This window comes from Rathayibacter sp. AY1F2, from assembly GCF_002930885.1.
Lineage (GTDB): Bacteria > Actinomycetota > Actinomycetes > Actinomycetales > Microbacteriaceae > Rathayibacter.
The window spans coordinates 83,269-106,751 of record NZ_PSVG01000009.1; the positions used below are offsets into that span (position 1 = coordinate 83,269).

Here is a 23,483-nt window from a genome sequence, read left to right on the forward strand (position 1 = left end):
GACTGGCGGCATGATCATCCTCGCCGGCACTCCCATCGGAAACCTCGGCGACGCCTCCCGCCGGCTCGTGGAGGCGCTGGGCTCCGCCCGCCACGTCGCCGCCGAGGACACGCGCGTGACCATCCAGCTGATGCGCGCCCTGGGCGTCGAGAACCGGCCCGCCCTCTACGCCCTGCACGACCACAACGAGCGCGAGCGCGCCGCCGAGCTGGTGGAGCTGGCCCGCGAGGAGGACCTGCTCGTGCTGAGCGATGCTGGCATGCCCACGGTCTCGGACCCGGGCTACCACCTGGTCGAGGCGGCGGTGGCGGCGGGAGTCGCGGTCACCGCGCTGCCCGGTCCCTCGGCGGTGCTCATGGCGCTCGCCGTGTCCGGGCTCCCGACGGACCGCTTCAGCTTCGAGGGGTTCCTGCCCCGCCGGCACGGCGAGCGGGTCTCGACCTTCCGGGCGCTCGTCGACGAGCGGCGCACCATGGTCTTCTTCGAGTCCCCGCACCGGATCGGCGACGCGCTCGCCGACCTAGTCGAGGCGATGGGCCCGGAGCGGCGCGTCGTCGTCTGCCGCGAGCTCACCAAGATGTTCGAGGAGGTCCGGCGCGGCACGGCGGCCGAGCTGGCCGAGTGGGCCGCCGACGGCCTGCGCGGCGAGATCTGCCTGGTCGTCGAGGGAGCCCCCGCGCGGGAGGCGTCGCTCGAGGACGCGCTGGCCGACGTGCTGGCCCGCGTCGAGGCCGGATCGCGGCTCAAGGAGGCGTCGGCCGAGGTCGCCGAGATCACCGGGCTCTCCCGCCGCGCCCTCTACGAGGCGGCGCTCGCCTCCCGCCGCGGCTGAGGCTCCCTCCCCGGCGGCGATCGCGGCCGGTCGTCCACAGCGTCCGTCACACGCCGGGAGCGGTGCCGCGCGGTGAATAGGATGGTCGCCATGTCCGACGGCGCCTCCTTCTACCTCACGACCCCGATCTTCTACGTGAACGACGTCCCGCACATCGGGCACGCGTACACCGAGGTCGCCGCCGACGTGCTCACCCGCTGGCACCGCCAGGCGGGCGACGACACCTGGCTGCTGACCGGCACCGACGAGCACGGCCAGAAGATCCTCCGCACCGCCACCGCCAACGGCACGACCCCCCAGGAGTGGGCCGACCGCCTCGTGAGGACCGCCTGGCAGCCGCTGCTCGAGACCATCGACATCGCCAACGACGACTTCATCCGCACCACGGACGCGCGGCACGAGGTCAACGTCCAGAAGTTCCTGCAGAAGCTGTACGACGAGGACGCGATCTACACCGGCGAGTACGAGGGCTACTACTGCGTGGGCTGCGAGGAGTACAAGCAGCTGTCCGACCTCGAGGAGGGCACCGGCGACTACGCCGGCCAGTACGTCTGCAAGATCCACTCGAAGCCGGTCGAGCTGCTGAAGGAGAAGAACTACTTCTTCAAGATGAGCGAGTACACCGAGCGGCTGCTCGCGCTCTACGAGGAGCGTCCCGACTTCGTCCAGCCCGAGTCGGCGCGCAACGAGGTCGTGAGCTTCGTCCGCCAGGGCCTGGCCGACCTGTCGATCTCCCGCTCCAGCTTCGACTGGGGCGTGAAGGTCCCGTGGGACGACTCGCACGTGGTCTACGTCTGGTTCGACGCGCTGCTCAACTACATCACCGCGGTCGGCTACGGTCAGGACGAGGCGGAGTTCGAGCGCCGCTGGCCCGCGACCCACATCGTCGGCAAGGACATCCTGCGCTTCCACGCGGTGATCTGGCCCGCCATGCTCATGGCCGCGGGCCTCGAGGTCCCCCGGCAGGTGTTCGGCCACGGCTGGCTGCTGGTCGGCGGCGAGAAGATGTCGAAGTCGAAGCTCACCGGCATCGCGCCCGAGCAGATCACCGACACCTTCGGCTCCGACGCCTTCCGCTACTACTTCCTCCGGGCCATCACCTTCGGCCAGGACGGCTCGTTCTCGTGGGAGGACCTGTCTGCGCGCTACCAGTCCGAGCTCGCGAACGGCTTCGGCAACCTCGCCTCGCGGGTCGTCGCGATGCTGCACCGCTACTACGACGGCGTCGTGCCCGCGCCGGGGGAGCCGACCGAGGCGGAGGAGCGCGTGCAGCGCATCGTCGCCGAGGCCGCCGCGTCGGCCGACCGGTCGATCGACGCGCTCGCGATCCACGACGCGATCACCGCCGTGTGGAGCATCGTCGAGGAGCTCAACGGCTACATCACCGAGCAGGAGCCGTGGGCACTCGCCAAGCGCGAGGAGCGCGAGCGCCTCGGCACGGTGCTCTACACCGCGACGGAGGGGCTCCGCGCCCTGGCCGTGCTGCTCTCGCCGGTCGTGCCGCGCGCGACGGGGTCCCTCTGGGAGGCGCTCGGCGTGACGGAGTCGCTGGGCGCCCTCACCGCGCAGCCGATCCGCGAGGCGGGCCGGTGGGGAGTCCTCCCCGTCGGCACCACCGTCGGCACGCTCGCCGCGCTCTTCCCGCGCATCGAGGCTCCCGCGTCCTGACGGCCGCGCCTCGACCCGTGGACCGAGCAGCCGAGCGGTGCGGACTCGCCGGCGGAGGATCCGCAGGGGAGTGCCCGACGGCCGTGATCCGAACGCGGGGGGCCGGGTGCGAGCGGCCCTCCGCTCCGTGGACGGCGGGGCGCTGATGACGCGCGAGGTGCTCGACGCTCTCGAGCAGGCGGCCGAGCTCACCCGGCGCCACGTCGGGCACCCCGAGCGCGCCGCCGCGCTCGCCCTGCGCCTGCACCGGGTGACCGCTCCGACCGAGCTCGTCTACACCCGGTTCCCGCCGACCCTCAGCCTGGTGCTGGCCGGCCGGAAGCGCTCGGTGGTCGGCGACTCCGACGAGCGGTGGGGCGCCGGCCGCTTCCTGATCACCCCCGTCGATCTGCCGGTGGTCGCGGCCGTCGTGGAGACCGGCGACCGCGGCGACTTCCTGTCGGCCAACTGGCGTCTCGACCCGCTCGTGGTGGCCGAGATCGCGGCGCTCGCCCCCCGGACGGCCCCGCGGGCTCCCGCCCCGCGGATCGGCACGGTCACGGAGGAGATGGCCGACTCGCTGCGCCGACTCTTCCGTCTGCTCGACGCCCCCGCCGACATCCCGGTGCTCGCCCACGCGATCACGCGCGAGCTCGTGCTGCGGCTGCTGCAGACGGACCAGGCGCCCCGGCTGCTGGCCGCGTCCAGCACCGTCCGCTCGGAGGCCGTCTCCCGCGCGGTCGAGGCGATGAGCGCGTCGCTGTCGCGCGGATGGACCCTCGGCGCGCTCGCCGCGGAGGCGGGCACCAGCGTGCCCACACTCACCCGCCGCTTCCGCGAGCTGACCGGGATGTCGCCGCTGGGCTACCTGCGGCGGCTCCGCCTCGGGGAGGCCAGGAGGCTGCTCCTGGTCCGGGGCGACACCGCCGCGCAGGCCGCGGCCGCGGTCGGCTACGCGAGCGCGTCGCACTTCGGGCGCGACTACCGCCGCGCCTACGAGACGACCCCCGCGGCCGACGCCGCGCTCCACCCCGGGCCGCTCGTCCAGATCCACTGAGCGGCGGGCGCTGTCGCGGGGACTCCGAGCGGCGCGTGCCGCGGCGTCAGACGCGGGCGCCGACGATGCCTCCGTCGACGTCGAGCGTCGTGCCGTGGACGTACGAGGCCTCGTCCGAGACGAGCCAGCGCACGGCCAGGGCGATCTCGTCCGGACGTCCGGGCCGGCCGGCGGGGGCGGACGCGGTCATCTGCTCCAGGATCGCCGCGGCGTGCTCGTTGCCGGGCGTGAGAGTCGCGCCGGGCGCGACGGCGACCACGCGCACGCCGCTCGGGCCGTACTCGGCCGCCCACGCCCGCGTGAGGTGCTCCAGCGCCGCCTTGGTCGCGGGGTAGAGCGCGGTCCCCGGCGTTCCCACCCGTCCCATCCACGAGGTGATGTTGACGACCACTCCGCTCCCGTGATCGGCCATGGCCGGGGCGATGGCCGCGACGAGCTGGTGCGGCACGCGGATGTTCGTGGTGAGGAGGGACTCGACGTCGGCGTCGCTGAGGTCGGCGGTCGGCCCCACCGGGAACACTCCGGCGTTGTTGACGAGGACGTCGATCCGCCCGTCGAGGAGGGTCAGCGCCCGGGCGGCGACGGCGCGGGTCTCCTCCGGCGTGCCCGCGAGGTCGGCGACGAGCGCGGAGGCGGTGCCCCCGTCGGCGCGGATGCCGCGGACGACGGACCCGACCCGCTCGGGGTCGCGTCCGTGCACGAGGACGTGAGCGCCGGCCCCGGCGAGGCGGCGGGCGATGGCCGCGCCGATCCCGCTCGAGGATCCGGTGACGAGGGCGTGGCGTCCGGCGAGGGAGCCGGATGCGGAAGGGGCGAGGAGCTCGGTGTCTGTCATGGCTCCAGCCTCCCGGCGGCGCGGGAGGCGGGCTGTCCCGATCCGATCGGGTGCTGACCCGATCCGCTCAGGGCGCCTCGGCGGCCGCTCTCGGCCCTCGTCCGCCCGGGACTCCGACCCCCGCGAGCCCTCCCGGTAGCCTGGAGCGCATGACCGACAGCCAGCACGTCCGCTCCCGCGAGGCCTCGTCCGGCCGCGACCTGACGTACCCGCCGCTGCCCGAGGCGCTCGTCGTCCCCGTCTACGACAACCACACGCACCTCGAGATCGCCGACGGCCTCGAGCCGCTCGACCACCGCGAGCAGCTCGACCGGGCCTCCACCGTCGGGGTCCGCGGCGTCGTCCAGGTCGGCACCGACGTCGAGACGAGCCGCTGGTCGGCCGAGCAGGCGGCGAGTGAGCCGCGGATGCTGGCCGCCGTCGCGATCCACCCCAACGAGGCGCCCGAGCTGGAGCAGCGCGGCGAGCTCGACGCCGCCCTCGCCGTGATCGCCGAGCTGGCGGAGCAGCCGCGGGTGCGCGCCATCGGCGAGACCGGGCTCGACTTCTTCCGCACCGGCGAGAGCGGCCGCGCCGCGCAGTTCCGCTCCTTCGAGGAGCACATCCGCATCGCGAAGGAGCACGACCTCGCGCTGCAGATCCACGACCGCGACGCGCACCGCGAGGTCATCGAGACCCTGCGCCGCGTCGGCGCCCCCGAGCGCACCGTCTTCCACTGCTTCTCCGGGGACGCGGAGATGGCGCGGATGTGCACGGACGAGGGCTGGTACCTCTCCTTCGCCGGCACCGTGACGTTCAAGAACGCCGAGCTGCTGCGGGAGGCGCTCGTCGCGACTCCGCGGCACCTCATCCTGGTCGAGACCGACGCGCCGTACCTCACTCCGTCGCCCTTCCGCGGCCGCCCGAACGCGCCCTACCTCCTCCCGCACACCCTGCGCTCGATGGCCGCGACCCTCGAGACCGGCGTCGGCCACCTCGCCGCGACGATCGCGTCGAACACGGAGGCCGTGTACGGCGAGTGGGGCGGCGAGGTCGGCTCCGAGCCGACGGAGCCGGTCGGACCCCTCGCATGAGCGGCCGCCACGCCGCCGAGCCGACGGGCGCTGCGATCCCGCGCCTGCTGGGCCCGGCCGAGATCCGCGACCTCGCGGGCCTCCTCGACGTCACGCCGACCAAGAAGCTCGGCCAGAACTTCGTGCACGACGCCAACACGGTTCGCCGCATCGTCAAGCTCGCTCGGGTGCGCCCGGGGGAGACCGTCGTCGAGATCGGCCCCGGCCTCGGATCGCTGACCCTCGGCCTGCTCGAGGCGGGCGCGCAGGTCGTGGCCGTCGAGATCGACGGGCGCCTCGCCGAGCAGCTGCCGCGCACCGTCGAGCTGATGGCGCCGGGCGCCGATCTCGCGGTCGTGCACGCCGACGCGATGAAGGTGCTCGACCTGCCGGGGGATCCGGTCCGGCTCGTCGCCAACCTCCCGTACAACATCTCGGTGCCGGTCCTCCTGCACTTCCTCGAGCACTTCGCCAGCATCCGGTCCGGAGTGGTGATGGTGCAGTCCGAGGTCGGGCACCGGCTCGCCGCCGGTCCCGGCTCCAAGGTCTACGGCGGCCCGAGCGTCAAGGCGGCGTGGTTCGGCTCCTGGACGACGGGCGGCGCGGTCTCGCGTCAGATCTTCTGGCCGGTGCCGAACGTCGACAGCGTGCTCGTCGCGTTCGACCGCGGCGAGGAGCCGGGCGACGAGACCCTGCGCCGCGCCGTCTTCGCGGTCGTCGACGCGGCGTTCGCGCAGCGGAGGAAGATGCTCCGCCAGTCGCTCGCGACCCTCTTCGGCGACAGCGCCGCGGCGATCGTCGCGCTCGAGCGGGCCGGCGTCCCGCAGACCGCGCGCGGCGAGGAGCTGGACGTCGCCGCTTTCGTCCGCCTGGGCCGCGAGCTCGATCCGGCGCGGGTCCCCGTGCGCGGCGCGGCGTTGCCCGACGGGTCGCTGGCGGAGACCGACGGGGACGACGCGGACGGCGACGGGGAGCCCGCCCCGGGTGCGGACGAGGGCGCCTCCGCCACCCTGTAGCGTGGATGCATGGCCCACCGCGCGACGTCGAACCGGGTCCACGCGCGGGCGCCAGGCAAGATCAACGTGTTCCTCAAGGTCGGCGCCGTGCGCGACGACGGGTACCACGAGCTGGCCACCGCGTTCCAGTCGCTCTCCCTCTACGAGGACGTGTTCGCGGAGGAGGCGGCCGACTTCTCGGTCTCCTTCTCGGGCTCGATCGACACCTCCCGCCTGGCCGTCGACGGCTCCAACCTCGCGATCAAGGCGGCTCGGGCGCTCGCCCGGGCGACCGGCTACCTCGGCGGCGTGCACCTCGAGATCGAGAAGAACGTCCCCATCGCCGGCGGCATGGGCGGCGGCTCGGCCGACGCGGCCGCGACCCTGCTCGCCTGCGACGCGCTCTGGGGCACGGCGTGCACGAGGGAGCAGCTGCTCGGCATCGCCGCGAGCCTCGGCGCCGACGTCCCCTTCTCCTTCACCGGCGGCACCGCGATCGGAGTCGGCCGAGGCGACGAGCTGAGCCCGGCGCTCGCCAAGGGCCGCTTCGAGTGGGTGCTGGTCCTCTCGGAGGAGGGCCTGTCGACCCCCGAGGTCTACAGCGAGCTCGACCGGCACCGCGAGCGCCACCTGCACGACTTCCGCCCGATCTCGGCGACCCCCGCCATCGATCCCAACGTGCTGCAGGCCCTCCGCGCCGGCGACGCCGCCATGCTCGCCGACGCGATGCACAACGACCTCCAGGCGCCGGCGCTGCACCTGCAGCCCGGGCTCGCCCGCATCCTCGAGCTCGGCGAGGGCCGCGGGGCGCTCGGCGGCCTCGTCTCGGGGTCCGGCCCGACCGTCGCGTTCCTCGCTCCGGACGCCGATGCGGCGGCCGACCTGCAGCGCGAGCTGAGCTCCGCGCGGCTGAGCGCCGTGCGGGTGTCCGGCCCGGTCCACGGGGCTCGCCTGCTGTCGACCTAGTCGCGGAGGCGGTGCCTCCGGAGCGGGGCCCGCGAGCCTCGCGCCCGGCGCCCTCCACAGACGGTCCGCAGAGAAGTTCCGACCTCGTGGCTTAGAGTGCCGCTCATGTCCCGCCGAGCCACCCTCTTCGCGATCCTCTCCGGGATCGTGGCCGCCGTCGTCGCCCTCGCGGCCGCCGAGGTCGTCGCGGTCTTCACCGGATCGGGCGGCAGTCCGCTGGTCGCGGTCGGCGGCTTCGTCATCGACATCGTGCCCCCGGGCGTGAAGGACACGGTCATCGCGCTCTTCGGCACCGGCGACAAGCTCGTGCTGCTGGTCTCGATCGGCCTCGCGATCGCGCTGCTGGCCGTCGGCGCGGGAGTCCTCGAGTACCGCCGCCCGCCGTTCGGCGTGCTGCTGCTGGCCGTCGTCGCGGGCGCCGGTGCGCTCGCCGCCGTCAGCCGCGAGGGCGCGTCCGGGATCGACGCGGCGCCGAGCGTCGTGGGCATGGTGGCCGGTGCCGCGGTGCTCCGCTCGGCCTCCGTCCGCCTCCGCGGCTGGCAGGAGGAGCGCGAGAGCGACTCCCCGGACCGCCGGTCGTTCCTCCGCCTGGTCGGGATCGCCGGAGTCGCCGCGATCGCCGCCGGCATCGGCGCCCGCTTCCTCACGTCCGCCTCCGCCGCCGTCACCGCCGTGCGCGAGGCCGTGTCCCTGCCGGCTCCCGCCTCGGCCGCCGCGCCCGTCCCGGCCGGCGCCGTGCTCGACGACATCGACGGCATCAGCTCCTACGTCACTCCCAACTCCTCGTTCTACCGGATCGACACCGCGCTCTCGGTGCCGTCGGTCGAGCCCGCCGACTGGTCGCTGAAGATCACCGGCATGGTGGAGGAGGAGATCGAGATCACCTGGGACGAGCTGCTCGCGCTGCCGCTCGAGGAGCACCTGGTCACCCTGTCCTGCGTGTCCAACGAGGTCGGCGGCGACCTGATCGGCACCGCCCTCTGGCTGGGCTACCCGATCCGCGAGCTGCTGGCCCGGGCCCGGCCGACCGCCGGCGCCGACATGGTGCTCTCGCGGAGCATCGACGGCTTCACCGCCTCCAGCCCGCTCGACGTGCTGCAGGACGAGGACCGCGCGAGCCTGCTCGCCGTCGGGATGAACGGCGAGCCGCTTCCGGTCGAGCACGGCTTCCCCGTCCGGATGGTCGTCCCCGGCCTCTACGGCTACGTCTCGGCGACGAAGTGGGTCGTCGAGCTGAAGGTCACGACCTTCGCGGAGGACCTGGCCTACTGGTCGACGCGCGGCTGGACCGAGCGCGGTCCGATCAAGATCGAATCGCGGATCGATGTGCCGCGCCAGGGCCAGCCCGTCGAGGCGGGGACGGTCGCCGTGGCGGGAGTCGCCTGGGCGCCGCACACCGGGATCGCGAAGGTGGAGGTGCAGATCGACGGCGGCGCCTGGCAGGAGGCGCGCCTCGCCGAGCAGGTCACCGCGGACACGTGGATCCAGTGGGTCCTCGAATGGGACGCGACGGTCGGCGACCACGTCGTGACCGTGCGCGCCACCGACGCGGACGGCACGGTGCAGACCACGGTCGAGCGCCCGCCCGCGCCCGACGGCGCCACGGGACTGCACCGCCGCTCGGTGTCCGTCTCGGAGCCGGCACCCGCGGGCTGAGGTCCGGGGGCCGCGACCCGGCCGCACTGTGATCGACCCGCGGCGGACCGCTCAGGCGGCACCGCCTAGGCTGGATCCCTATGGCACATCTGCTGGGCGCCGAGGCGCTGCGACTCGAGTACCCCACACGCGTGATCTTCGACGACGTCTCCCTGGGGATCGAGGAGGGCGACCGCATCGGGATCGTCGGACGCAACGGCGACGGCAAGTCGACCCTCCTGCGCCTGCTCGCGCAGCGCATCGAGCCGGACAGCGGCCGCGTCACGCACCGCCGCGGCGTCACGCTCGGGATGCTCGACCAGGCCGACACGGTCGACGAGGACCTCACCGTCGCCCAGGCCGTCGTCGGCGGGCTCCAGGAGCACGAGTGGGCGGGCGACGCGCGCACCCGAGACGTGATCGCGGGCCTGCTGCGCGACGTCCCCTGGGACGGAGTGGTCGGCTCCCTCTCGGGCGGCCAGCGGCGCCGGGTCGCCCTCGCGAAGCTGCTCGTCGGCGACTGGGACGTCGTCTTCCTCGACGAGCCCACCAACCACCTCGACGTCGAGGGCATCGCCTGGCTCGCCGAGCACCTCAAGCGCCGCTGGGCGGCGTCGTCGGGCGGGCTCGCGGTCGTCACCCACGACCGGTGGTTCCTCGACGAGATCTGCACCGCCACCTGGGAGGTGCACGACCGCCTCGTCGAGCCGTTCGAGGGCGGGTACGCGGCGTACATCCTGCAGCGTGTCGAGCGCGACCGGATGGCGTCGACCATGGAGGCCAAGCGCCAGAACCTGATGAAGAAGGAGCTCGCCTGGCTCCGGCGCGGCGCCCCCGCCCGCACGGCCAAGCCCAAGTTCCGGATCGACGCCGCGAACCAGCTGATCGAGGACGAGCCCCCGGTGCGCGACTCGGTCTCGCTCTCGCAGCTCGCCGTCTCGCGCCTGGGCAAGGACGTCGTCGACCTGCTCGACGTCACCGTCCGCTACGGCGAGCGGACCGTCCTCAACCGCATCGAGTGGCGGATCGCGCCCGGCGAGCGCACCGGCATCCTGGGCGTGAACGGCGCCGGCAAATCGACCCTCCTCGGCCTGGTCGCGGGCAGCGTGGAGCCGACGAGCGGCCGGGTGAAGCGCGGCACCACCGTGCGCGTCGCGATCCTCGACCAGCAGCTGCGCGAGCTGACCGGTGTCCAGCACCGGCCCGTCCGCGAGATCATCGCGGAGCAGCGCACCAGCTACTCCATCGGCGGCAAGGAGATGACTCCGGGCCAGCTGCTCGAGCGCCTCGGCTTCTCGAGCGCGCAGCTCTCGACGCCCGTGAAGGACCTCTCGGGCGGTCAGCGCCGGAGGCTCCAGCTCCTGCTCATCCTGCTCAGCGAGCCCAACGTGCTGATCCTCGACGAGCCGACCAACGACCTCGACACCGACATGCTCGCCGCGATCGAGGACCTGCTCGACTCCTGGCCGGGCACCCTCCTCGTCGTCTCGCACGACCGGTACCTGCTCGAGCGCGTCACCGACCAGCAGTACGCCGTGATGGACGGCGCGTTCCGCCACCTGCCCGGCGGCGTCGAGCAGTACCTCGACCTGCGCCGCGCGCTCGAGAAGGGTGCGCCCGCGGCGGCGTCGTCGGGCTCCTCCTCCGCCGCGCCGGCGTCGAGCGGACTCGCGGGGGCCGAGCGGCGCACCGCCGAGAAGGAGGTGTCGGCGATCGACCGGCGCCTGCACAAGCTCACGCAGCTGGCGAAGACCGTCCACGAGAAGATGGCGACGCACGACCAGGACGACTACGACGGCATCCTGGCGCTCAACGCCTCGCTCCGCGCCTACGAGGACGAGACGGCCGAGCTCGAGCTGCGCTGGCTGGAGCTCTCGGAGCAGCTCGAGGGCTGACGCCGCTCTCCTCCGCGGCACCGGCAGCTGTCCCGTACCGCCTGGGCGGGCCGCCGTCGCGGGCCCGTACCGACCGGCTCAGCCGAAGTCGAGGGAGAGCTTGCGGAGGAGCTGCGCCAGCCGCTCCTGCTGGGCGTGGGTGAGCGCGCCGAGCAGCTCCTGCTCCGCGTCGACCAGGCGGGTGATCGCCGCGTCGACCCGGGCGAGTCCCGACGGCGTCATCTGCACCAGCACGCCGCGCCCGTCGTTCGGGTCGTCGAGGCGCTCGACCAGGTCGCGCTCGACCAGCCGGTCGATGCGGTTGGTCATGGTGCCGCTGGTGACCATGGTCGCCTGGAGGAGCTGCTTGGGGCTCATCCGGTAGGGCGCGCCCGCGCGCCGCAGGGCCGAGAGCACGTCGAACTCCCACGTCTCGAGCTCGGACCGGCCGAAGGCGCTGCCGCGCGCGCGCTCGAGCTGCTTGGCCAGCCGGCGCATCCGCGAGAAGACCTGGAGCGGCGTGAAGTCGAGATCGGGCCGCTCCCGGACCCAGGCGTCGACGATCCCGTCGACCTCGTCATTCGCACTCACCCGTCCATTGTGGCGGCTGGGCGGCTCGGGGGACGCCGGGAGGCGGACGGGTCGGGAGGCGGAGGGGCCGGGAGGCGGGGACCTCCCGGGCGGCCGTCGTCCGCCCGAGCGACGGCCGCCCGCGCCCGAGGCGGGGCCGGGGGTGCGGGGGTGGCAGGATGGACGGCGCGCGATCGCGCGGTCCGCCATGGTGTAACGGCAGCACGGCAGCCTTTGGAGCTGTCCGGTCCAGGTTCGAATCCTGGTGGCGGAGCGGCACCAGGACGGTGCGCTCACGGAGGAGAACGCGAAGAACATGGCAGACAGCACGCTCGCCGTCGTGATCCTGGCGGCAGGCCAGGGCACCCGCATGAAGTCCCGCACCCCGAAGGTCCTGCACCGCCTCGCCGGGAGGCCGCTGCTCGGGCACGTGCTCGACACGGCCGCCTCGCTCGACGCGGCGCACGTCGTCACCGTGGTGCGCCACGAGCGCGACCGGGTCGCCGAGGCCGTCCTCGAGCACACCCCCTCCGCACTGGTGGTGGACCAGGACGAGACGCCCGGCACCGGCCGCGCGGTCGAGCAGGGCCTCGCGGCGCTCCCGGCGTCCTTCGCCGGCACGGTCGTCGTGCTGAGCGCCGACGTCCCGCTGCTGGACGCGCCGACCCTCCGCCGCCTGCTCGACGAGCACCTCGCCGCGGCGAACGCGCTCACCATGCTCTCCTGCGTGCTCGAGGACCCGACCGGCTTCGGCCGGATCGTCCGCGGCGGCGACGGAGCCTTCGCCTCCATCGTCGAGCAGAAGGACGCCAGCCCCGACGAGCTCGACCTCACCGAGATCAACGCCGGCGTCTACGCCTTCGACGCCGCCGCGCTCCGCTCGGTCATCGGCGCGATCGGCACCGAGAACGCCCAGCGGGAGAAGTACCTCACCGACGCCGCCGCCGCGCTCAAGGCCGCCGGCCGCGCGATCGAGGCCGTCCCCGTGCAGGACCGCTGGCTCGTGGCCGGGATCAACGACCGCGCCCAGCTCGCCGACGCGGCGCTCGAGCTCAACGCGCGCATCGTGCGCCGCTGGCAGCTCGAGGGCGTCACGATCCAGGACCCGGCGACCACCTGGATCGACGTGGACGCGGTCCTCGCCCCGGACGTCGAGATCCTCCCGGGCACGCAGATCAAGGGCCCGACCGTCATCGCCACCGGCGCGGTCATCGGCCCGGACACCACGCTCGACTCCTGCGAGGTCGGCGAGGACGCGGTCGTGAAGCGCTCCGACGCGACGCTCGCCGTGATCGGCGCGAACGCCCAGGTCGGCCCGTTCTCGTTCCTCCGCCCCGGCACCGTGCTCGGCGCCCGCGGCAAGATCGGCACCTACGTCGAGACCAAGAACGCCGTGATCGGCGAGGGATCGAAGGTCCCGCACCTCTCCTACGTCGGCGACGCGGTCATCGGCGAGGAGTCGAACATCGGCGCCGGCTCGATCTTCGCCAACTACGACGGGGTGAGCAAGGCGTCCTCCGTGGTGGGCTCGCACGTGCGTGCGGGGTCGCACAACGTCTTCGTCGCCCCCGTTAGAATCGGTGACGGAGCGTACACGGGCGCCGGCACGGTCATCCGCAAGGACATCCCCGCCGGAGCCCTCGGGATCACCGTCGCTCCGCAGCGCAACATGGCCGGGTGGGTGCAGACCCACCGTCCGGGCACCGCAGCGGCCGACGCCGCCGAGGCGGCCCTGGCGTCGGATCCCACCGGATCCGACCAGGCGCCCACCGGAGGAAGCGGAGCACAGTGACCGGCATCACCGCCAGCAACAAGAAGAGCCTGGTCCTCGTCTCGGGGAGGGCGCATCCGGCACTGGCGGAGGCGGTCGCCGCCGAGCTCGGGACCGAGCTCGTCACGACCGAGGGGCGCACCTTCGCCAACGGCGAGCTCTACGTCCGCTACGGCGAGTCGGTCCGCGGAGGCGACGTGTTCGTCCTCCAGTCGCACACGTCCCCGATCAACGAGTGGCTGATGGAGCAGCTGATCATGGTCGACGCGCTCAAGCGCGCCTCCGCCAAGCGGATCACCGTGGTCGCCCCGTTCTACCCCTACGCGCGCCAGGACAAGAAGGGCCGCGGCCGCGAGCCGATCTCGGCCCGCCTCGTCGCGGACCTCTTCAAGGCGGCGGGAGCCGACCGGATCATGTCGGTCGACCTGCACGCGGCGCAGATCCAGGGCTTCTTCGACGGCCCCGTCGACCACCTCTTCGCGATGCCGGTGCTGCTCGAGCACTTCCGCGAGAAGCTCGACCCCTCGACCCTCACCATCGTCTCGCCCGACATGGGCCGCGTCCGCGTCGCCGACATCTGGAGCGACAAGCTCGGCGTCCCGCTGGCGATCATCCACAAGCGCCGCGACCCGAAGGTCGCCAACCAGGTCTCCGTCCACGAGATCGTCGGCGAGGTGAAGGGCCGCGTCTGCCTCCTCGTCGACGACCTCATCGACACCGGGCGCACCATCGCGAAGGCGGCCGAGGCGCTGAAGAAGGCGGGCGCGATCGGCGTGGTCGTCGCGGCCACCCACGCCGTCTTCTCGGACCCGGCGGTCGAGCTCCTGAGCTCCGAGTTCATCGACTCGGTCGTCGTCACCGACACTCTGCCGCTGCCGCCGGAGAAGACCTGGGACCGCCTGACGATCCTGCCCATCGCTCCGCTGCTGGCCCGCGCCATCCACGAGGTCTTCGACGACGGCTCGGTGACGTCGATGTTCGACGGCGACGCGTAGGACCCCGCACCCCGGGTGCGCCCTGCACGGCGCACCCGGGTCCCGCCCCGGCTCCACCGCCTAGGGTGAGGCCGTGCCCCAGCGTTCGGATGCGACCCTCGCCCTGGCGGCGGTCTTCCTGGTCTGGTCGCCGGCCGCCGAGGCGGCGGGCTGGTGGCTGCTCCTCGGGCTCGCCGTCGCGGCGGCCGCCGCGGCTCTGAGCGCCGTCGCCGACGCCGGGCGCACCGTCCACGACGGCCCCTCCTCCGAGTGGCTCGGGATCGTCGGGCGCGCCTTCGCCTCGGCCGCGCTGGCCCTGACCGCGGCCCAGTCGGTCCTCGGGGGAGCGGCCCGGCCCCTGGCCGTCCTGCTGCTCGTGGCCGTCGCGCTCTTCGGTCTGCGCGGCGGGCGCCTCCCCGCTCGCCCGGTCCTGCTCCTCGTCGGTGCGGTCGTCGTCCTGCTGGCCGCCGCCGCCGTGATCGTGCTGGTGTCCCCTCCGGACCCCGCGCCGCTCGACCCGTTGCGCGACGGAGGGCCGCTGGGAGCCGGCACCGCCGCGGCCCTGCTCCTGATCCTCCTGCCGACCTCCCGCTCCGGCGCGGTGACGGCTCTCCGCCCCGCCCTGCTGCGCATCGGGATCGCCACGGCGGCCGCCGCCGCGCTCGCCACCGGTCTGCTCCTGGCGGCCGGTCCCGAGGTCCTCGCGTCCTCGGAGACCCCCCTGAGCGCTGTCACCCGGGGCACGCCCGCGTCCGGGCTCGTCGGGGCCGCCGCGGTGATCGCGGTCCTGCTCGCGCTCCTCGACCTCGGGAGGAGGGATGCGCGCGCCCTCGTGCGTCTCGCCGACGCAGGGGAGATGCCGGCGGTGCTCGCCGCCAGGAACCGCAGGACCGGCGTGCCCGCGGCGGCCCAGCTGGTCCTCTGCCTGGTCGCCGTGCTCGCGGTCGTGATCCTCGACGCCGACGCGCTGCTCGCCTTCGCCGTGGCCGCCCTGCTGGTGGCGACCATCGTGCGGCGCCTCGACCACGGAGCTGCCGGGGCGAGCGGCCCGGCCCTCGCGTCGGCCGCGGTCTCGCTGCTGCTCCTGCTCGCCCTCCCGGCGGCCACGGCGGCCGCCGCAGCGGTGCTCCTGGCGGCGCTCCTGATCGCGCGGGCGTTCCGGACCTGAGGGGTCAGTCGGCCCGGGCGTCGAGCGCCCGCTCGGGGAGCCGGACGCCACCGCCCGGCTCCGCTGACGACGGGGGAGCTCCCTCCGCGACGAGGAAGGCGCCCCCGCCCGAGGATCCGTGGATCCTGCGGGCGGGGGCGCCTTCCCGTGCGACGCGGGTCAGTGCGTGGAGGGGTCCTGCTCGACCTCGGTGCGGTCACCCGACCACAGCGTGTGGAAGGTGCCCTCCCTGTCGACGCGCTTGTAGGTGTGCGCTCCGAAGAAGTCGCGCTGGCCCTGCACGAGAGCGGCCGGGAGGCGCTTGGAGGCGAGCGAGTCGTAGTACGACAGCGCGGCGCCGAAACCGGGGATCGGCACGCCCGAGAGCGCGGCGGTCGAGACGATGCGGCGCCAGGCGGCCTCGCCGTTGGCGACGGCCTCGGCGAAGTACGGGTCCTCGAGGAGGGTCGTGATGCCGGCGTTCTCGTCGTAGGCGTCGACGATGCGGTTGAGGAACTGGGCGCGGATGATGCAGCCCGCGCGCCAGATCTTGGCGACCGCGCCCTTGTCGATCTCCCAGCCGTACTTCTCGGCCCCGGCGATGATCGCGTCGAAGCCCTGCGAGTAGGCGACGACCTTGGAGGCGTAGAGCGCGGCGCGCACGTCGTCCTCGAAGCCCTCGTACTTCTCGACCGGGGTCGGGCGCGAGGTGACGCGGGCCTGCACGGCCTCGCGCTGCTCGGGGTGGGAGGACACGGCACGGGCGAAGACGGCCTCGGCGATGCCGCCGACGGGGACGCCGAGGTCGAGCGCGTTCTGCACGGTCCAGACGCCGGTGCCCTTCGAGCCGGCCTGGTCGAGGACGACGTCGATGAAGGGATTGCCGGTGTCGGCGTCGACCTGGCGGAGCACCTCGGCGGTGATCTCGATGAGGTACGACTCGAGGTCGCCCTTGTTCCAGGCGTCGAAGACCTCGGCGATGGCGGCGGGCTCGTGTCCGCCGACGGTGCGGAGCAGGTCGTACGCCTCGGCGATGAGCTGCATGTCGGCGTACTCGATGCCGTTGTGGATCATCTTGACGAAGTGGCCGGCGCCGTCGGTGCCGATGTGGGTGACGCAGGGCTCGCCCTCGGCGACCGCGGCGATCGACGAGAGGATCGGGCCGAGGGTCCTGTAGGACTCGACCGAGCCGCCGGGCATGATCGACGGGCCCTTGAGCGCGCCCTCCTCGCCGCCGGAGATGCCGGTGCCGACGAAGTGGATGCCGGTCTCGCGGACCGCCTTCTCGCGGCGGATGGTGTCGGTGAAGAGCGCGTTGCCGCCGTCGACGATGATGTCGCCGGGCTCGAAGACCTTCGTCAGCTGCTCGATCACGGCGTCGGTGCCGCGGCCGGCCTGGACCATGATGATCGCGGTGCGCGGGGTGGCGAGCGAGGCGGCGAAGTCCTCGATGGTCTCGGAGGCTACGAAGCCCGCCTCCGGGTGCTCCGTGATGAGGGTCTCGGTGCGGCCGTAGGAGCGGTTGAACACCGCGACCGTGTTGCCCTCGCGGCTGGCGAGGTTGCGGGCGAGGTTCGAGCCCATCACCGCCAGACCGACGACTCCGATGTTGGCTGTGGCGGTGGGCTTGTCAGACACGGTTCTCCTCGACGTTCGCGTTCAGGGGCGAGCCCAGGCTAGCCCCGGGTCGCTCCGGGGAGCCCGGGTCCGAGCCGTCTCCCGGCTGCACATCGGTCGTGCGGCGCGCGCACGGTCTTGCGCGCGCCGCGACGACCGCGACCGGAGCCGGTCAGGCGCCGTGGCCGAGGGGGACGCGCTCCGACGGGATCGGCGGCGGCGGGGGAGTGCCGTCGCCGAACGGGCGGCCGCCGAGCTCCTCGCGGCGCGAGGGGACGAGCCAGCCGGAGAGGTCCGGGCCCTTGGGGACGACGCCGGTCGGATTGATGTCCCGCTGCACCTCGTAGTAGTGCGACTTGATGTGGGCGAAGTCGATCGTGTCGCCGAACCCCGGAGTGGCGAACAGATCCCGGGCGTAGCCCCAGAGCGCGGGCATCGCCGACAGCAGGTTCCGGTTGGCCTTGAAGTGGCTGTAGTAGACGGCGTCGAAGCGGGCGAGCGTCGTGAAGAGCCGCACGTCCGCCTCGGTGATGGTGTCGCCGACCAGGTAGCGGCGGGTGCTCAGCCGCTCCTCCAGCCAGTCCAGCCGCGCCCAGAGGCGGTCGTAGGCCCGGTCGTAGGAGCGCTGCGACCCGGCGAAGCCGCACTTGTAGACGCCGTTGTTCACGTCGTGGAAGACCAGCTCGGCGATCTCGTCGATCTCCTCGCGGTGCTCCTCGGGGTAGAGGTCGGGGGCGCCGTCGCGGTGGAACGCGGTCCACTCGGTGGAGAAGTCGAGCGTCATCACCGGGTAGTCGTTGGTGACGACCTGGCCGCTCGGGATGTCCACGAGGGCCGGGACGGTGATCCCGCGCGGATAGTCGGGGAAGCGGGCGAAGAACGCGTCCTGGAGGCGGGGGATGCCCAGCACCGGGTCGACGCCGCCCGGATCGAGGTCGAAGGTCCAGCTGCGCTTGTCGTGCGTCGGCCCGCAGATGCCCATCGAGAGGGCGTCCTCGAGACCGAGCAGGCGCCGCACGATCACGGCGCGGTTCGCCCACGGGCAGGCGCGGGAGACGACGAGGCGGTAGCGCCCCGCCTCCACCGGGTACCCGTCGCGGCCGTCGGCGGTGATCCGCGTCGGGATGTAGTTCGTGTCGCGGTGGAAGCCGTTCTTCTCGACGTAGGAGCCGAAGTCGTCGCTCGTCATATCCGCACGGTAGGCGGTCCGCCTGGACGTCCGGCTCCGAGTCCGGCGGCGCGACCGCCTGCTGGCGGGCGGCCGCGATGCCGGGTAGGATCGGCAGCTGAACTTCGGCGAGGGATGCACGTGCATCCGTGATCGACGCGGTGGAAGCAGGCGAGGCCCCCACGGGGCGCCACGGACTTCTCCTCACGCTGACATGCGTTCGAGTCGACAAACCGTCCGTGGCCGCAGGCCACGACCCGATCCGGTGGCGTGCGCGCCGCCCAAGGAGAACATCATGGCTGAACTGACCAACAAGGTCGTCGTCGAGGTCCGCACCTCGTTCGGCAAGGGCGCCGCCCGCAAGATCCGCGCGCAGGACAAGATCCCCGCGGTCCTCTACGGCCACGGCACCGAGCCCCAGCACCTCACCCTCCCGGGCCACCAGGTGCTCCTGCTCACGCGCAAGGCGAACGCGATCCTCGAGCTCGACATCGAGGGCGCCGCGCAGACGACGCTGGTGAAGGACATCCAGCGCGACCCGGTGCGCCAGATCATCGAGCACATCGACCTCGTCGTCATCAACAAGGGCGAGAAGGTCGAGGTGGACATCCCCGTGCACGTCGAGGGCGACGCCGCTCCCGGCACCCTCGTCTCGATCGAGTCGAACACCCTCTCGCTCGAGGTCGACGCCACGCGCATCCCGCAGAACATCGTCGTCTCCGTCGAGGGCCTCGAGGCCGGCACGCAGATCACCGCCGCCGACGTCACGCTCCCCGAGGGCGCCACGCTGGTCACCGACGCCGAGGTGCTCATCGTCAACGTCACCGCCGAGGTCGAGCAGGACCTGGGCGAGGACGACGAGACCCCGGCCTCGGGCGACGTCGTCGCCGAGACCGCGGAGTAGTCCGCACCACCCCGGGAACGGGCCCGCTCGCAGCCGCGGCGGGCCCGTTCCGCGTCCGGCGGGGACCCCCCCCCGCCGCCCCCGAGGAAGAGGAACGACATGGGTGACACCTGGCTGGTCGTCGGACTGGGCAACCCGGGCGCGCAGTACGCGCGCAACCGGCACAACGTCGGCCAGATGGTGCTCGACGAGCTCGCGACGCGGATCGGCGGCTCGTTCCGCCGGCACAACCGCGCCAACGCCGTGGTCGCCGAGGGCTTCCTCCGCCCGGGCGGACCGAAGCTCGTGCTGGGCAAGCCCAACAGCTTCATGAACCTCTCCGGCGGGCCGACGGCGCAGCTGCTCGACTTCTACTCGGTCGACCCGGCGCACCTGATCGTCGTGCACGACGAGCTCGACATCCCCTTCGACACCCTGCGCCTCAAGCAGGGCGGCGGTCACGGAGGGCACAACGGCATCCGCGACATCCTCGCGGCGACCGGAGGAGCCGAGTTCCTGCGCGTGCGGGTCGGCATCGGCCGCCCGCCGGGCCGCCAGCAGGCCGCCGACTTCGTGCTGAAGGACTTCGCCGGCCCGGAGCGCGAGGCGCTCCCGATCCTGGTCTCGGACGCCGCCGACGCCGTCGAGCTCATCGCCGACTCCGGCCTCTCCGCCGCCCAGCTGAAGTTCCACACCAGCGCCTGACCCGCCCTCCACCGAGGGAACCCTGGACGGCGAGGGAGACCGCAGCCCCGGGCTCCCTCGACGGTTCGGGGTTCCCTCGGCGGTCGGCCCGCGGGGCGGCCGTAAACTGGACCCGTGCCCCTCAACGAGATCATCTCGGCGCTGTCGCGCGCCTCCACGTTCGACGATGCTCTCGCGTACGCGGTGCGGGACGCCGACTTCTCGGTGGCCGACGGCCTCCGGGTCCCCCTGCTCGCGGGGCTGATCGAGAGGCGCGCGGAGGCGGGACGCCCGCAGGCGGCGCTGGTGGTCACGGCCACGGGCCGCGACTCCGAGAACGTGCGCGCCTCCCTCGGCTGCATGCTGCCGGACGCGGACGTCGTCGAGTTCCCGGCCTGGGAGACGCTGCCGCACGAGCGCCTCAGCCCGAGCGCCGAGATCGTGGGGCGGCGCCTGGACGCGCTGCGGCGGATGAAGCAGTGGTCGGGCGAGCGGCCCCTCGTAGTGGTCGCCTCCGTGCGCGCGGCGCTGCAGCCGGTCGCCGACAACCTCGCCGACATCGAGCCGATCCGACTCGTGAAGGGCGCCCGCGGTTACGACCTCGGCCGCATCTCCTCCGAGCTGGTCGACCTGGCCTACGCCCGGGTCGACATGGTCACGCGCCGCGGCGAGTTCGCCGTGCGCGGCGGCATCCTCGACGTCTTCCCGGCGGTGGCCGAGCATCCGAGCCGAGTGGACTTCTTCGGCGACGAGGTCGACTCCATCCGCGGCTTCTCCGTGGCCGATCAGCGCTCGCTCCCGGGCGAGGCCGACTCGGTGGTCCTCCCGCCGAGCCGCGAGCTGCTGCTGGTGCCCGCGGTGCGGCAGCGGGCCCGCGAGATGCTGCACGAGTTCCCGAGCCTGTCGGCGATGCTCGCCAAGATCGCCGAGGGCATCCCGGTCGAGGGGATGGAGTCGCTCGCCCCCGCGCTGCTGGAGCGGCTGGTCCCGATCTCGCACTACCTCCCCGAGGGTGCGGCCGTCGCGGTCCTCGCCCCCGAGCGCGTGGCGACGCGGGCGATCAGCCTCGCCGAGACGAACCGCGAGTTCCTGCAGGCGGCCTGGAGCGCGGCGACCGCCGGCGCCGAGGCCCCCATCGACCTCGCCTCGGGCGAGTTCATCTCGCTCGGCGCGCTCCGCGACTCCGTGAAGCTCAGCGCCCCGGGCGCCGACGCTCCCGACCACCCGTGGTGGACGATGAGCACGTTCCGCCAGGGCCCCGCCGCGGGCGAGGCCGAGGTGCTGCCGGAGGAGCTCGGGATCGACGAGATCCTCGCCGTCCGGGTCGAGGGCGAGCCGGTCCCCGGCTTCGGAGCGAGCGTCGAGGGCGCCCTCGCCCACGTCCGCGCGCGCCTGGCCGACGGCTGGACCGTGGTCCTGACCGCGCCCGGCACCGGCACGGTCGAGCGCACCGACCAGGTCCTCGCCGAGCACGAGGTCGCCGCCCGCATCGTCGCCGACCTCCCCGCCGGGCTCGAGACGGGCCTCGCCTACGTGGTGCAGGCCTCCGTCGATCACGGCTTCGAGGTGGAGGAGGCGAAGCTCGCCCTGCTCACCGACACGGAGTTCTACGGCCGCACCGTCGGCTACGACTCCCGAGCGGTGAAGAAGCTCGCCTCGCGCCGCAAGAACGTCGTCGACCCGCTGCAGCTCACGCCCGGCGACTTCGTGGTGCACGCCACCCACGGCATCGGCCGGTTCGTGGAGCTCTCTCAGCGCGAGGTCTCCAGCGGGGGCCGCAACGCGATCAAGACCCGCCGCGAGTACCTGGTGCTCGAGTACGCCCCCAGCAAGCGCGGCTTCCCGGGCGACAAGCTGCTCGTCCCCACGGACCAGCTCGACCTGCTCTCCCGCTACGTCGGCGGCGAGGCTCCGGCGCTGAGCAAGATGGGCGGGAGCGACTGGGCGCAGGCCAAGAGCAAGGCCCGCCGCGCGGTCCGCGACATCGCGGTCGAGCTCGTGAAGCTCTACTCCGCCCGGATGGCCTCCCGCGGGCACGCGTTCCCGCCGGACACCCCCTGGCAGCGCGAGCTGGAGGAGGCGTTCCCGTTCGCCGAGACCCCCGACCAGCTCACCGTCATCGACGAGGTCAAGGCCGACATGGAGCGGCCGATCCCGATGGACCGCCTGCTCTCGGGCGACGTCGGCTTCGGCAAGACCGAGGTCGCCGTGCGCGCCGCGTTCAAGGCGATCCAGGACGGGAAGCAGGTCGCGATGCTCGTGCCGACCACGCTGCTCGTCCGCCAGCACCTCGAGACGTTCCAGGAGCGCTTCGCCGGCTTCCCCGTCCACCTGCGGGCGCTCAGCCGGTTCCAGAGCGCGAAGGAGTCGAAGGAGACGATCGAGGGCCTGGCCGACGGCACCGTCGACATGGTCATCGCGACCCACCGGCTCCTCAGCGACAACATCGTCTTCAAGGACCTCGGCCTGCTCGTGATCGACGAGGAGCAGCGCTTCGGCGTCGAGCACAAGGACAAGCTCAAGGCGCTGAAGAAGAACGTCGACATCCTCTCGATGAGCGCCACGCCCATCCCGCGGACGCTCGAGATGGCGGTGACCGGCATCCGCGAGATGTCGACCCTCGCGACCCCGCCGGAGGAGCGCCACCCGATCCTCACCTTCGTCGGCCCTTACTCCGAGAAGCAGGTGTCGGCCGCGATCCGCCGGGAGCTCCTGCGCGAGGGCCAGGTGTTCTTCGTGCACAACCGCGTCTCGACGATCAACCGCGTCGCCTCGCAGCTCGCCGAGCTGGTGCCCGAGGCGCGGATCGCGGTCGCGCACGGCAAGCTCAGCGAGTCGCAGCTCGAGCGGATCATCGTCGACTTCTGGGAGCGCAAGTTCGACGTCCTGGTGTCGACGACGATCGTCGAGACCGGCCTCGACATCCCGAACGCCAACACGCTGATCGTCGACCGCGCCGACAAGTACGGTCTCTCGCAGCTGCACCAGCTGCGCGGGCGGGTCGGCCGCGGCCGCGAGCGCGCCTACGCCTACCTCCTCTACGACGAGACGAAGCCGCTGAGCGAGACCGCGCACGACCGGCTGCAGACCCTGGCCGCCAACTCGGACCTCGGCGGCGGCATGCAGATCGCGCTGAAGGACCTCGAGATCCGCGGTGCGGGCAACCTCCTCGGCGGCGAGCAGTCCGGGCACATCCAGGGCGTGGGATTCGACCTCTACCTGCGGATGATCGGCGAGGCCGTCGACACCTTCCGCGGCGAGGTCGCCGAGGGGCAGACGGAGCTGCGGCTCGAGCTGCCCGTCGACGCGCGCATCCCGGAGGAGTACGTCGACAGCGAGCGGCTGCGCCTGGAGGCGTACCAGAAGCTGTCGGCCGCGTCGTCGCCGACGGCGAAGGAGGGGAGCATCGACCTCGTGGTCGAGGAGCTGACCGACCGCTACGGTGAGCTGCCCGAGGCGGTCGAGAACCTCATCCTGGTGTCGAGGCTGCGGATGCGCGCGCAGAAGGCGGGCCTCAGCGACGTGGTCGCGATGGGCTCGAACGTCCGCGTGGCTCCCGCTCACCTGCCCGACTCGATCCAGGTGCGCCTGCGCCGGATGTACCCGACCGCGAAGTACCTGCAGCAGGCCGACGCGGTCGTCGTGCCGATGCCCGTGCTCGACGGCGTCCCGCTCGGCGACCGGGCGCTCATCCAGTGGGTGGCGTCGCTCCTGGACTCGCTGTTCCCGGAGCCGGTCACCGTCTGAGGTCCTCGGGGCGGCGCTCCCCGGTGGAG

18 protein-coding genes and 1 tRNA gene are annotated in these 23,483 nt (G+C 73.1%); 15 read left to right on the forward strand and 4 right to left on the reverse strand.

Translation table 11 applies throughout. From position 1 onward, the window contains the following. Window positions 1-10 precede the first annotated feature (10 nt). The 3 genes from rsmI to C5C54_RS09220 all read left to right on the forward strand — a co-directional run bounded on the left by rsmI (window position 11) and on the right by C5C54_RS09220 (window position 3,536). Window positions 11-832, forward strand: coding sequence for a 16S rRNA (cytidine(1402)-2'-O)-methyltransferase (gene rsmI, locus C5C54_RS09210; protein WP_104226923.1), 822 nt, complete (start codon window positions 11-13; stop codon window positions 830-832). Between the two features lie 90 nt (window positions 833-922). Beyond that, window positions 923-2,500 (forward strand): methionine--tRNA ligase, encoded by a 1,578-nt coding sequence (metG, locus tag C5C54_RS09215; protein ID WP_104288209.1) that lies wholly within the window; start codon window positions 923-925, stop codon window positions 2,498-2,500. A gap of 70 nt (window positions 2,501-2,570) precedes the next feature. After that, a complete protein-coding gene (locus C5C54_RS09220) occupies window positions 2,571-3,536 on the forward strand; it encodes an AraC family transcriptional regulator (protein ID WP_258063283.1) in 966 nt (321 codons plus the stop codon). Between the two features lie 46 nt (window positions 3,537-3,582). On the opposite strand, the gene C5C54_RS09225 is transcribed toward C5C54_RS09220, so the two are convergent. Further along, window positions 3,583-4,371, reverse strand: a complete 789-nt coding sequence (locus tag C5C54_RS09225; RefSeq protein ID WP_104288210.1) for an SDR family NAD(P)-dependent oxidoreductase — start codon at window positions 4,369-4,371, stop codon at window positions 3,583-3,585. Window positions 4,372-4,520: 149 nt separating this feature from the next. Between C5C54_RS09225 and C5C54_RS09230 the strand changes: the two genes are divergently transcribed. The 5 genes from C5C54_RS09230 (at window position 4,521) to C5C54_RS09250 (ending at window position 10,914) form a co-directional block, all read left to right on the forward strand. Beyond that, window positions 4,521-5,444: a TatD family hydrolase gene (locus tag C5C54_RS09230; protein ID WP_104288211.1), complete on the forward strand. Its 924-nt coding sequence runs from the start codon at window positions 4,521-4,523 to the stop codon at window positions 5,442-5,444. Continuing rightward, window positions 5,441-6,439 (forward strand): 16S rRNA (adenine(1518)-N(6)/adenine(1519)-N(6))-dimethyltransferase RsmA, encoded by a 999-nt coding sequence (gene rsmA / locus C5C54_RS09235; RefSeq protein WP_181069148.1) that lies wholly within the window; start codon window positions 5,441-5,443, stop codon window positions 6,437-6,439. Before C5C54_RS09230 ends, rsmA begins: the two co-directional genes overlap by 4 nt. 9 nt (window positions 6,440-6,448) lie before the next feature. Then, entirely contained in the window at window positions 6,449-7,384 is a 936-nt protein-coding gene (locus C5C54_RS09240) for a 4-(cytidine 5'-diphospho)-2-C-methyl-D-erythritol kinase (protein WP_104288212.1), read from the forward strand. A gap of 105 nt (window positions 7,385-7,489) precedes the next feature. Continuing rightward, window positions 7,490-9,040 carry a molybdopterin-dependent oxidoreductase gene (locus C5C54_RS09245; RefSeq protein ID WP_104288213.1) on the forward strand — a complete coding sequence of 517 codons (1,551 nt, stop codon included), beginning with the start codon at window positions 7,490-7,492 and terminating at the stop codon, window positions 9,038-9,040. A gap of 80 nt (window positions 9,041-9,120) precedes the next feature. Further along, complete coding sequence (locus tag C5C54_RS09250) at window positions 9,121-10,914, forward strand: ABC-F family ATP-binding cassette domain-containing protein (protein ID WP_104288214.1); 1,794 nt, start codon at window positions 9,121-9,123, stop codon at window positions 10,912-10,914. A gap of 78 nt (window positions 10,915-10,992) precedes the next feature. Here C5C54_RS09250 and C5C54_RS09255 read toward each other — a convergent pair whose 3' ends face one another. Beyond that, window positions 10,993-11,484: a MarR family winged helix-turn-helix transcriptional regulator gene (locus C5C54_RS09255; RefSeq protein WP_104222340.1), complete on the reverse strand. Its 492-nt coding sequence runs from the start codon at window positions 11,482-11,484 to the stop codon at window positions 10,993-10,995. A gap of 181 nt (window positions 11,485-11,665) precedes the next feature. Here C5C54_RS09255 and C5C54_RS09260 point away from each other — a divergent pair. The 4 genes from C5C54_RS09260 (at window position 11,666) to C5C54_RS09275 (ending at window position 15,376) form a co-directional block, all read left to right on the forward strand. Further along, window positions 11,666-11,737, forward strand: a tRNA-Gln gene (locus C5C54_RS09260). A gap of 42 nt (window positions 11,738-11,779) precedes the next feature. Beyond that, window positions 11,780-13,255 carry a bifunctional UDP-N-acetylglucosamine diphosphorylase/glucosamine-1-phosphate N-acetyltransferase GlmU gene (glmU, locus tag C5C54_RS09265; RefSeq protein ID WP_104288234.1) on the forward strand — a complete coding sequence of 492 codons (1,476 nt, stop codon included), beginning with the start codon at window positions 11,780-11,782 and terminating at the stop codon, window positions 13,253-13,255. Continuing rightward, complete coding sequence (locus C5C54_RS09270) at window positions 13,252-14,229, forward strand: ribose-phosphate diphosphokinase (protein WP_104222342.1); 978 nt, start codon at window positions 13,252-13,254, stop codon at window positions 14,227-14,229. The genes glmU and C5C54_RS09270 overlap by 4 nt, the downstream gene beginning before the upstream one ends. Window positions 14,230-14,302: 73 nt before the next feature. After that, window positions 14,303-15,376 (forward strand): hypothetical protein, encoded by a 1,074-nt coding sequence (locus C5C54_RS09275; RefSeq protein WP_104288216.1) that lies wholly within the window; start codon window positions 14,303-14,305, stop codon window positions 15,374-15,376. A gap of 159 nt (window positions 15,377-15,535) precedes the next feature. Here C5C54_RS09275 and gndA read toward each other — a convergent pair whose 3' ends face one another. Further along, window positions 15,536-16,993, reverse strand: coding sequence for an NADP-dependent phosphogluconate dehydrogenase (gene gndA / locus C5C54_RS09280; RefSeq protein ID WP_104226928.1), 1,458 nt, complete (start codon window positions 16,991-16,993; stop codon window positions 15,536-15,538). A gap of 151 nt (window positions 16,994-17,144) precedes the next feature. Beyond that, on the reverse strand, window positions 17,145-18,161 hold the full coding sequence (locus C5C54_RS09285) for a glutathione S-transferase family protein (protein WP_104276392.1): 1,017 nt from the start codon (window positions 18,159-18,161) through the stop codon (window positions 17,145-17,147). 274 nt (window positions 18,162-18,435) lie between these two features. Here C5C54_RS09285 and C5C54_RS09290 point away from each other — a divergent pair, with 274 nt between their 5' ends. From C5C54_RS09290 to mfd, 3 genes are all read left to right on the forward strand, one after another. Continuing rightward, window positions 18,436-19,044 carry a 50S ribosomal protein L25/general stress protein Ctc gene (locus C5C54_RS09290; RefSeq protein WP_104238997.1) on the forward strand — a complete coding sequence of 203 codons (609 nt, stop codon included), beginning with the start codon at window positions 18,436-18,438 and terminating at the stop codon, window positions 19,042-19,044. A 99-nt stretch (window positions 19,045-19,143) separates the two neighbouring features. After that, the gene (gene pth, locus C5C54_RS09295) at window positions 19,144-19,728 is read left to right on the forward strand and encodes an aminoacyl-tRNA hydrolase (RefSeq protein WP_104233681.1); all 585 of its coding nucleotides are present in this window, start codon (window positions 19,144-19,146) and stop codon (window positions 19,726-19,728) included. 114 nt (window positions 19,729-19,842) lie between these two features. Then, window positions 19,843-23,454, forward strand: coding sequence for a transcription-repair coupling factor (gene mfd, locus C5C54_RS09300; protein ID WP_104248107.1), 3,612 nt, complete (start codon window positions 19,843-19,845; stop codon window positions 23,452-23,454). The last annotated feature ends 29 nt before the right edge of the window (window positions 23,455-23,483 follow it).

Coding starts and splice junctions, on each gene's coding strand:
- C5C54_RS09250 (WP_104288214.1), top strand. CDS start 9,121: ATGGCACATCTGCTGGGCGCCGAGGCGCTGCGACTCGAGTACCCCACA.
- rsmI (WP_104226923.1), top strand. CDS start 11: ATGATCATCCTCGCCGGCACTCCCATCGGAAACCTCGGCGACGCCTCC.
- C5C54_RS09240 (WP_104288212.1), top strand. CDS start 6,449: ATGGCCCACCGCGCGACGTCGAACCGGGTCCACGCGCGGGCGCCAGGC.
- C5C54_RS09290 (WP_104238997.1), top strand. CDS start 18,436: ATGGCTGAACTGACCAACAAGGTCGTCGTCGAGGTCCGCACCTCGTTC.
- rsmA (WP_181069148.1), top strand. CDS start 5,441: ATGAGCGGCCGCCACGCCGCCGAGCCGACGGGCGCTGCGATCCCGCGC.
- C5C54_RS09245 (WP_104288213.1), top strand. CDS start 7,490: ATGTCCCGCCGAGCCACCCTCTTCGCGATCCTCTCCGGGATCGTGGCC.
- glmU (WP_104288234.1), top strand. CDS start 11,780: ATGGCAGACAGCACGCTCGCCGTCGTGATCCTGGCGGCAGGCCAGGGC.
- metG (WP_104288209.1), top strand. CDS start 923: ATGTCCGACGGCGCCTCCTTCTACCTCACGACCCCGATCTTCTACGTG.
- pth (WP_104233681.1), top strand. CDS start 19,144: ATGGGTGACACCTGGCTGGTCGTCGGACTGGGCAACCCGGGCGCGCAG.
- C5C54_RS09285 (WP_104276392.1), bottom strand. CDS start 18,161: ATGACGAGCGACGACTTCGGCTCCTACGTCGAGAAGAACGGCTTCCAC.
- C5C54_RS09225 (WP_104288210.1), bottom strand. CDS start 4,371: ATGACAGACACCGAGCTCCTCGCCCCTTCCGCATCCGGCTCCCTCGCC.
- C5C54_RS09230 (WP_104288211.1), top strand. CDS start 4,521: ATGACCGACAGCCAGCACGTCCGCTCCCGCGAGGCCTCGTCCGGCCGC.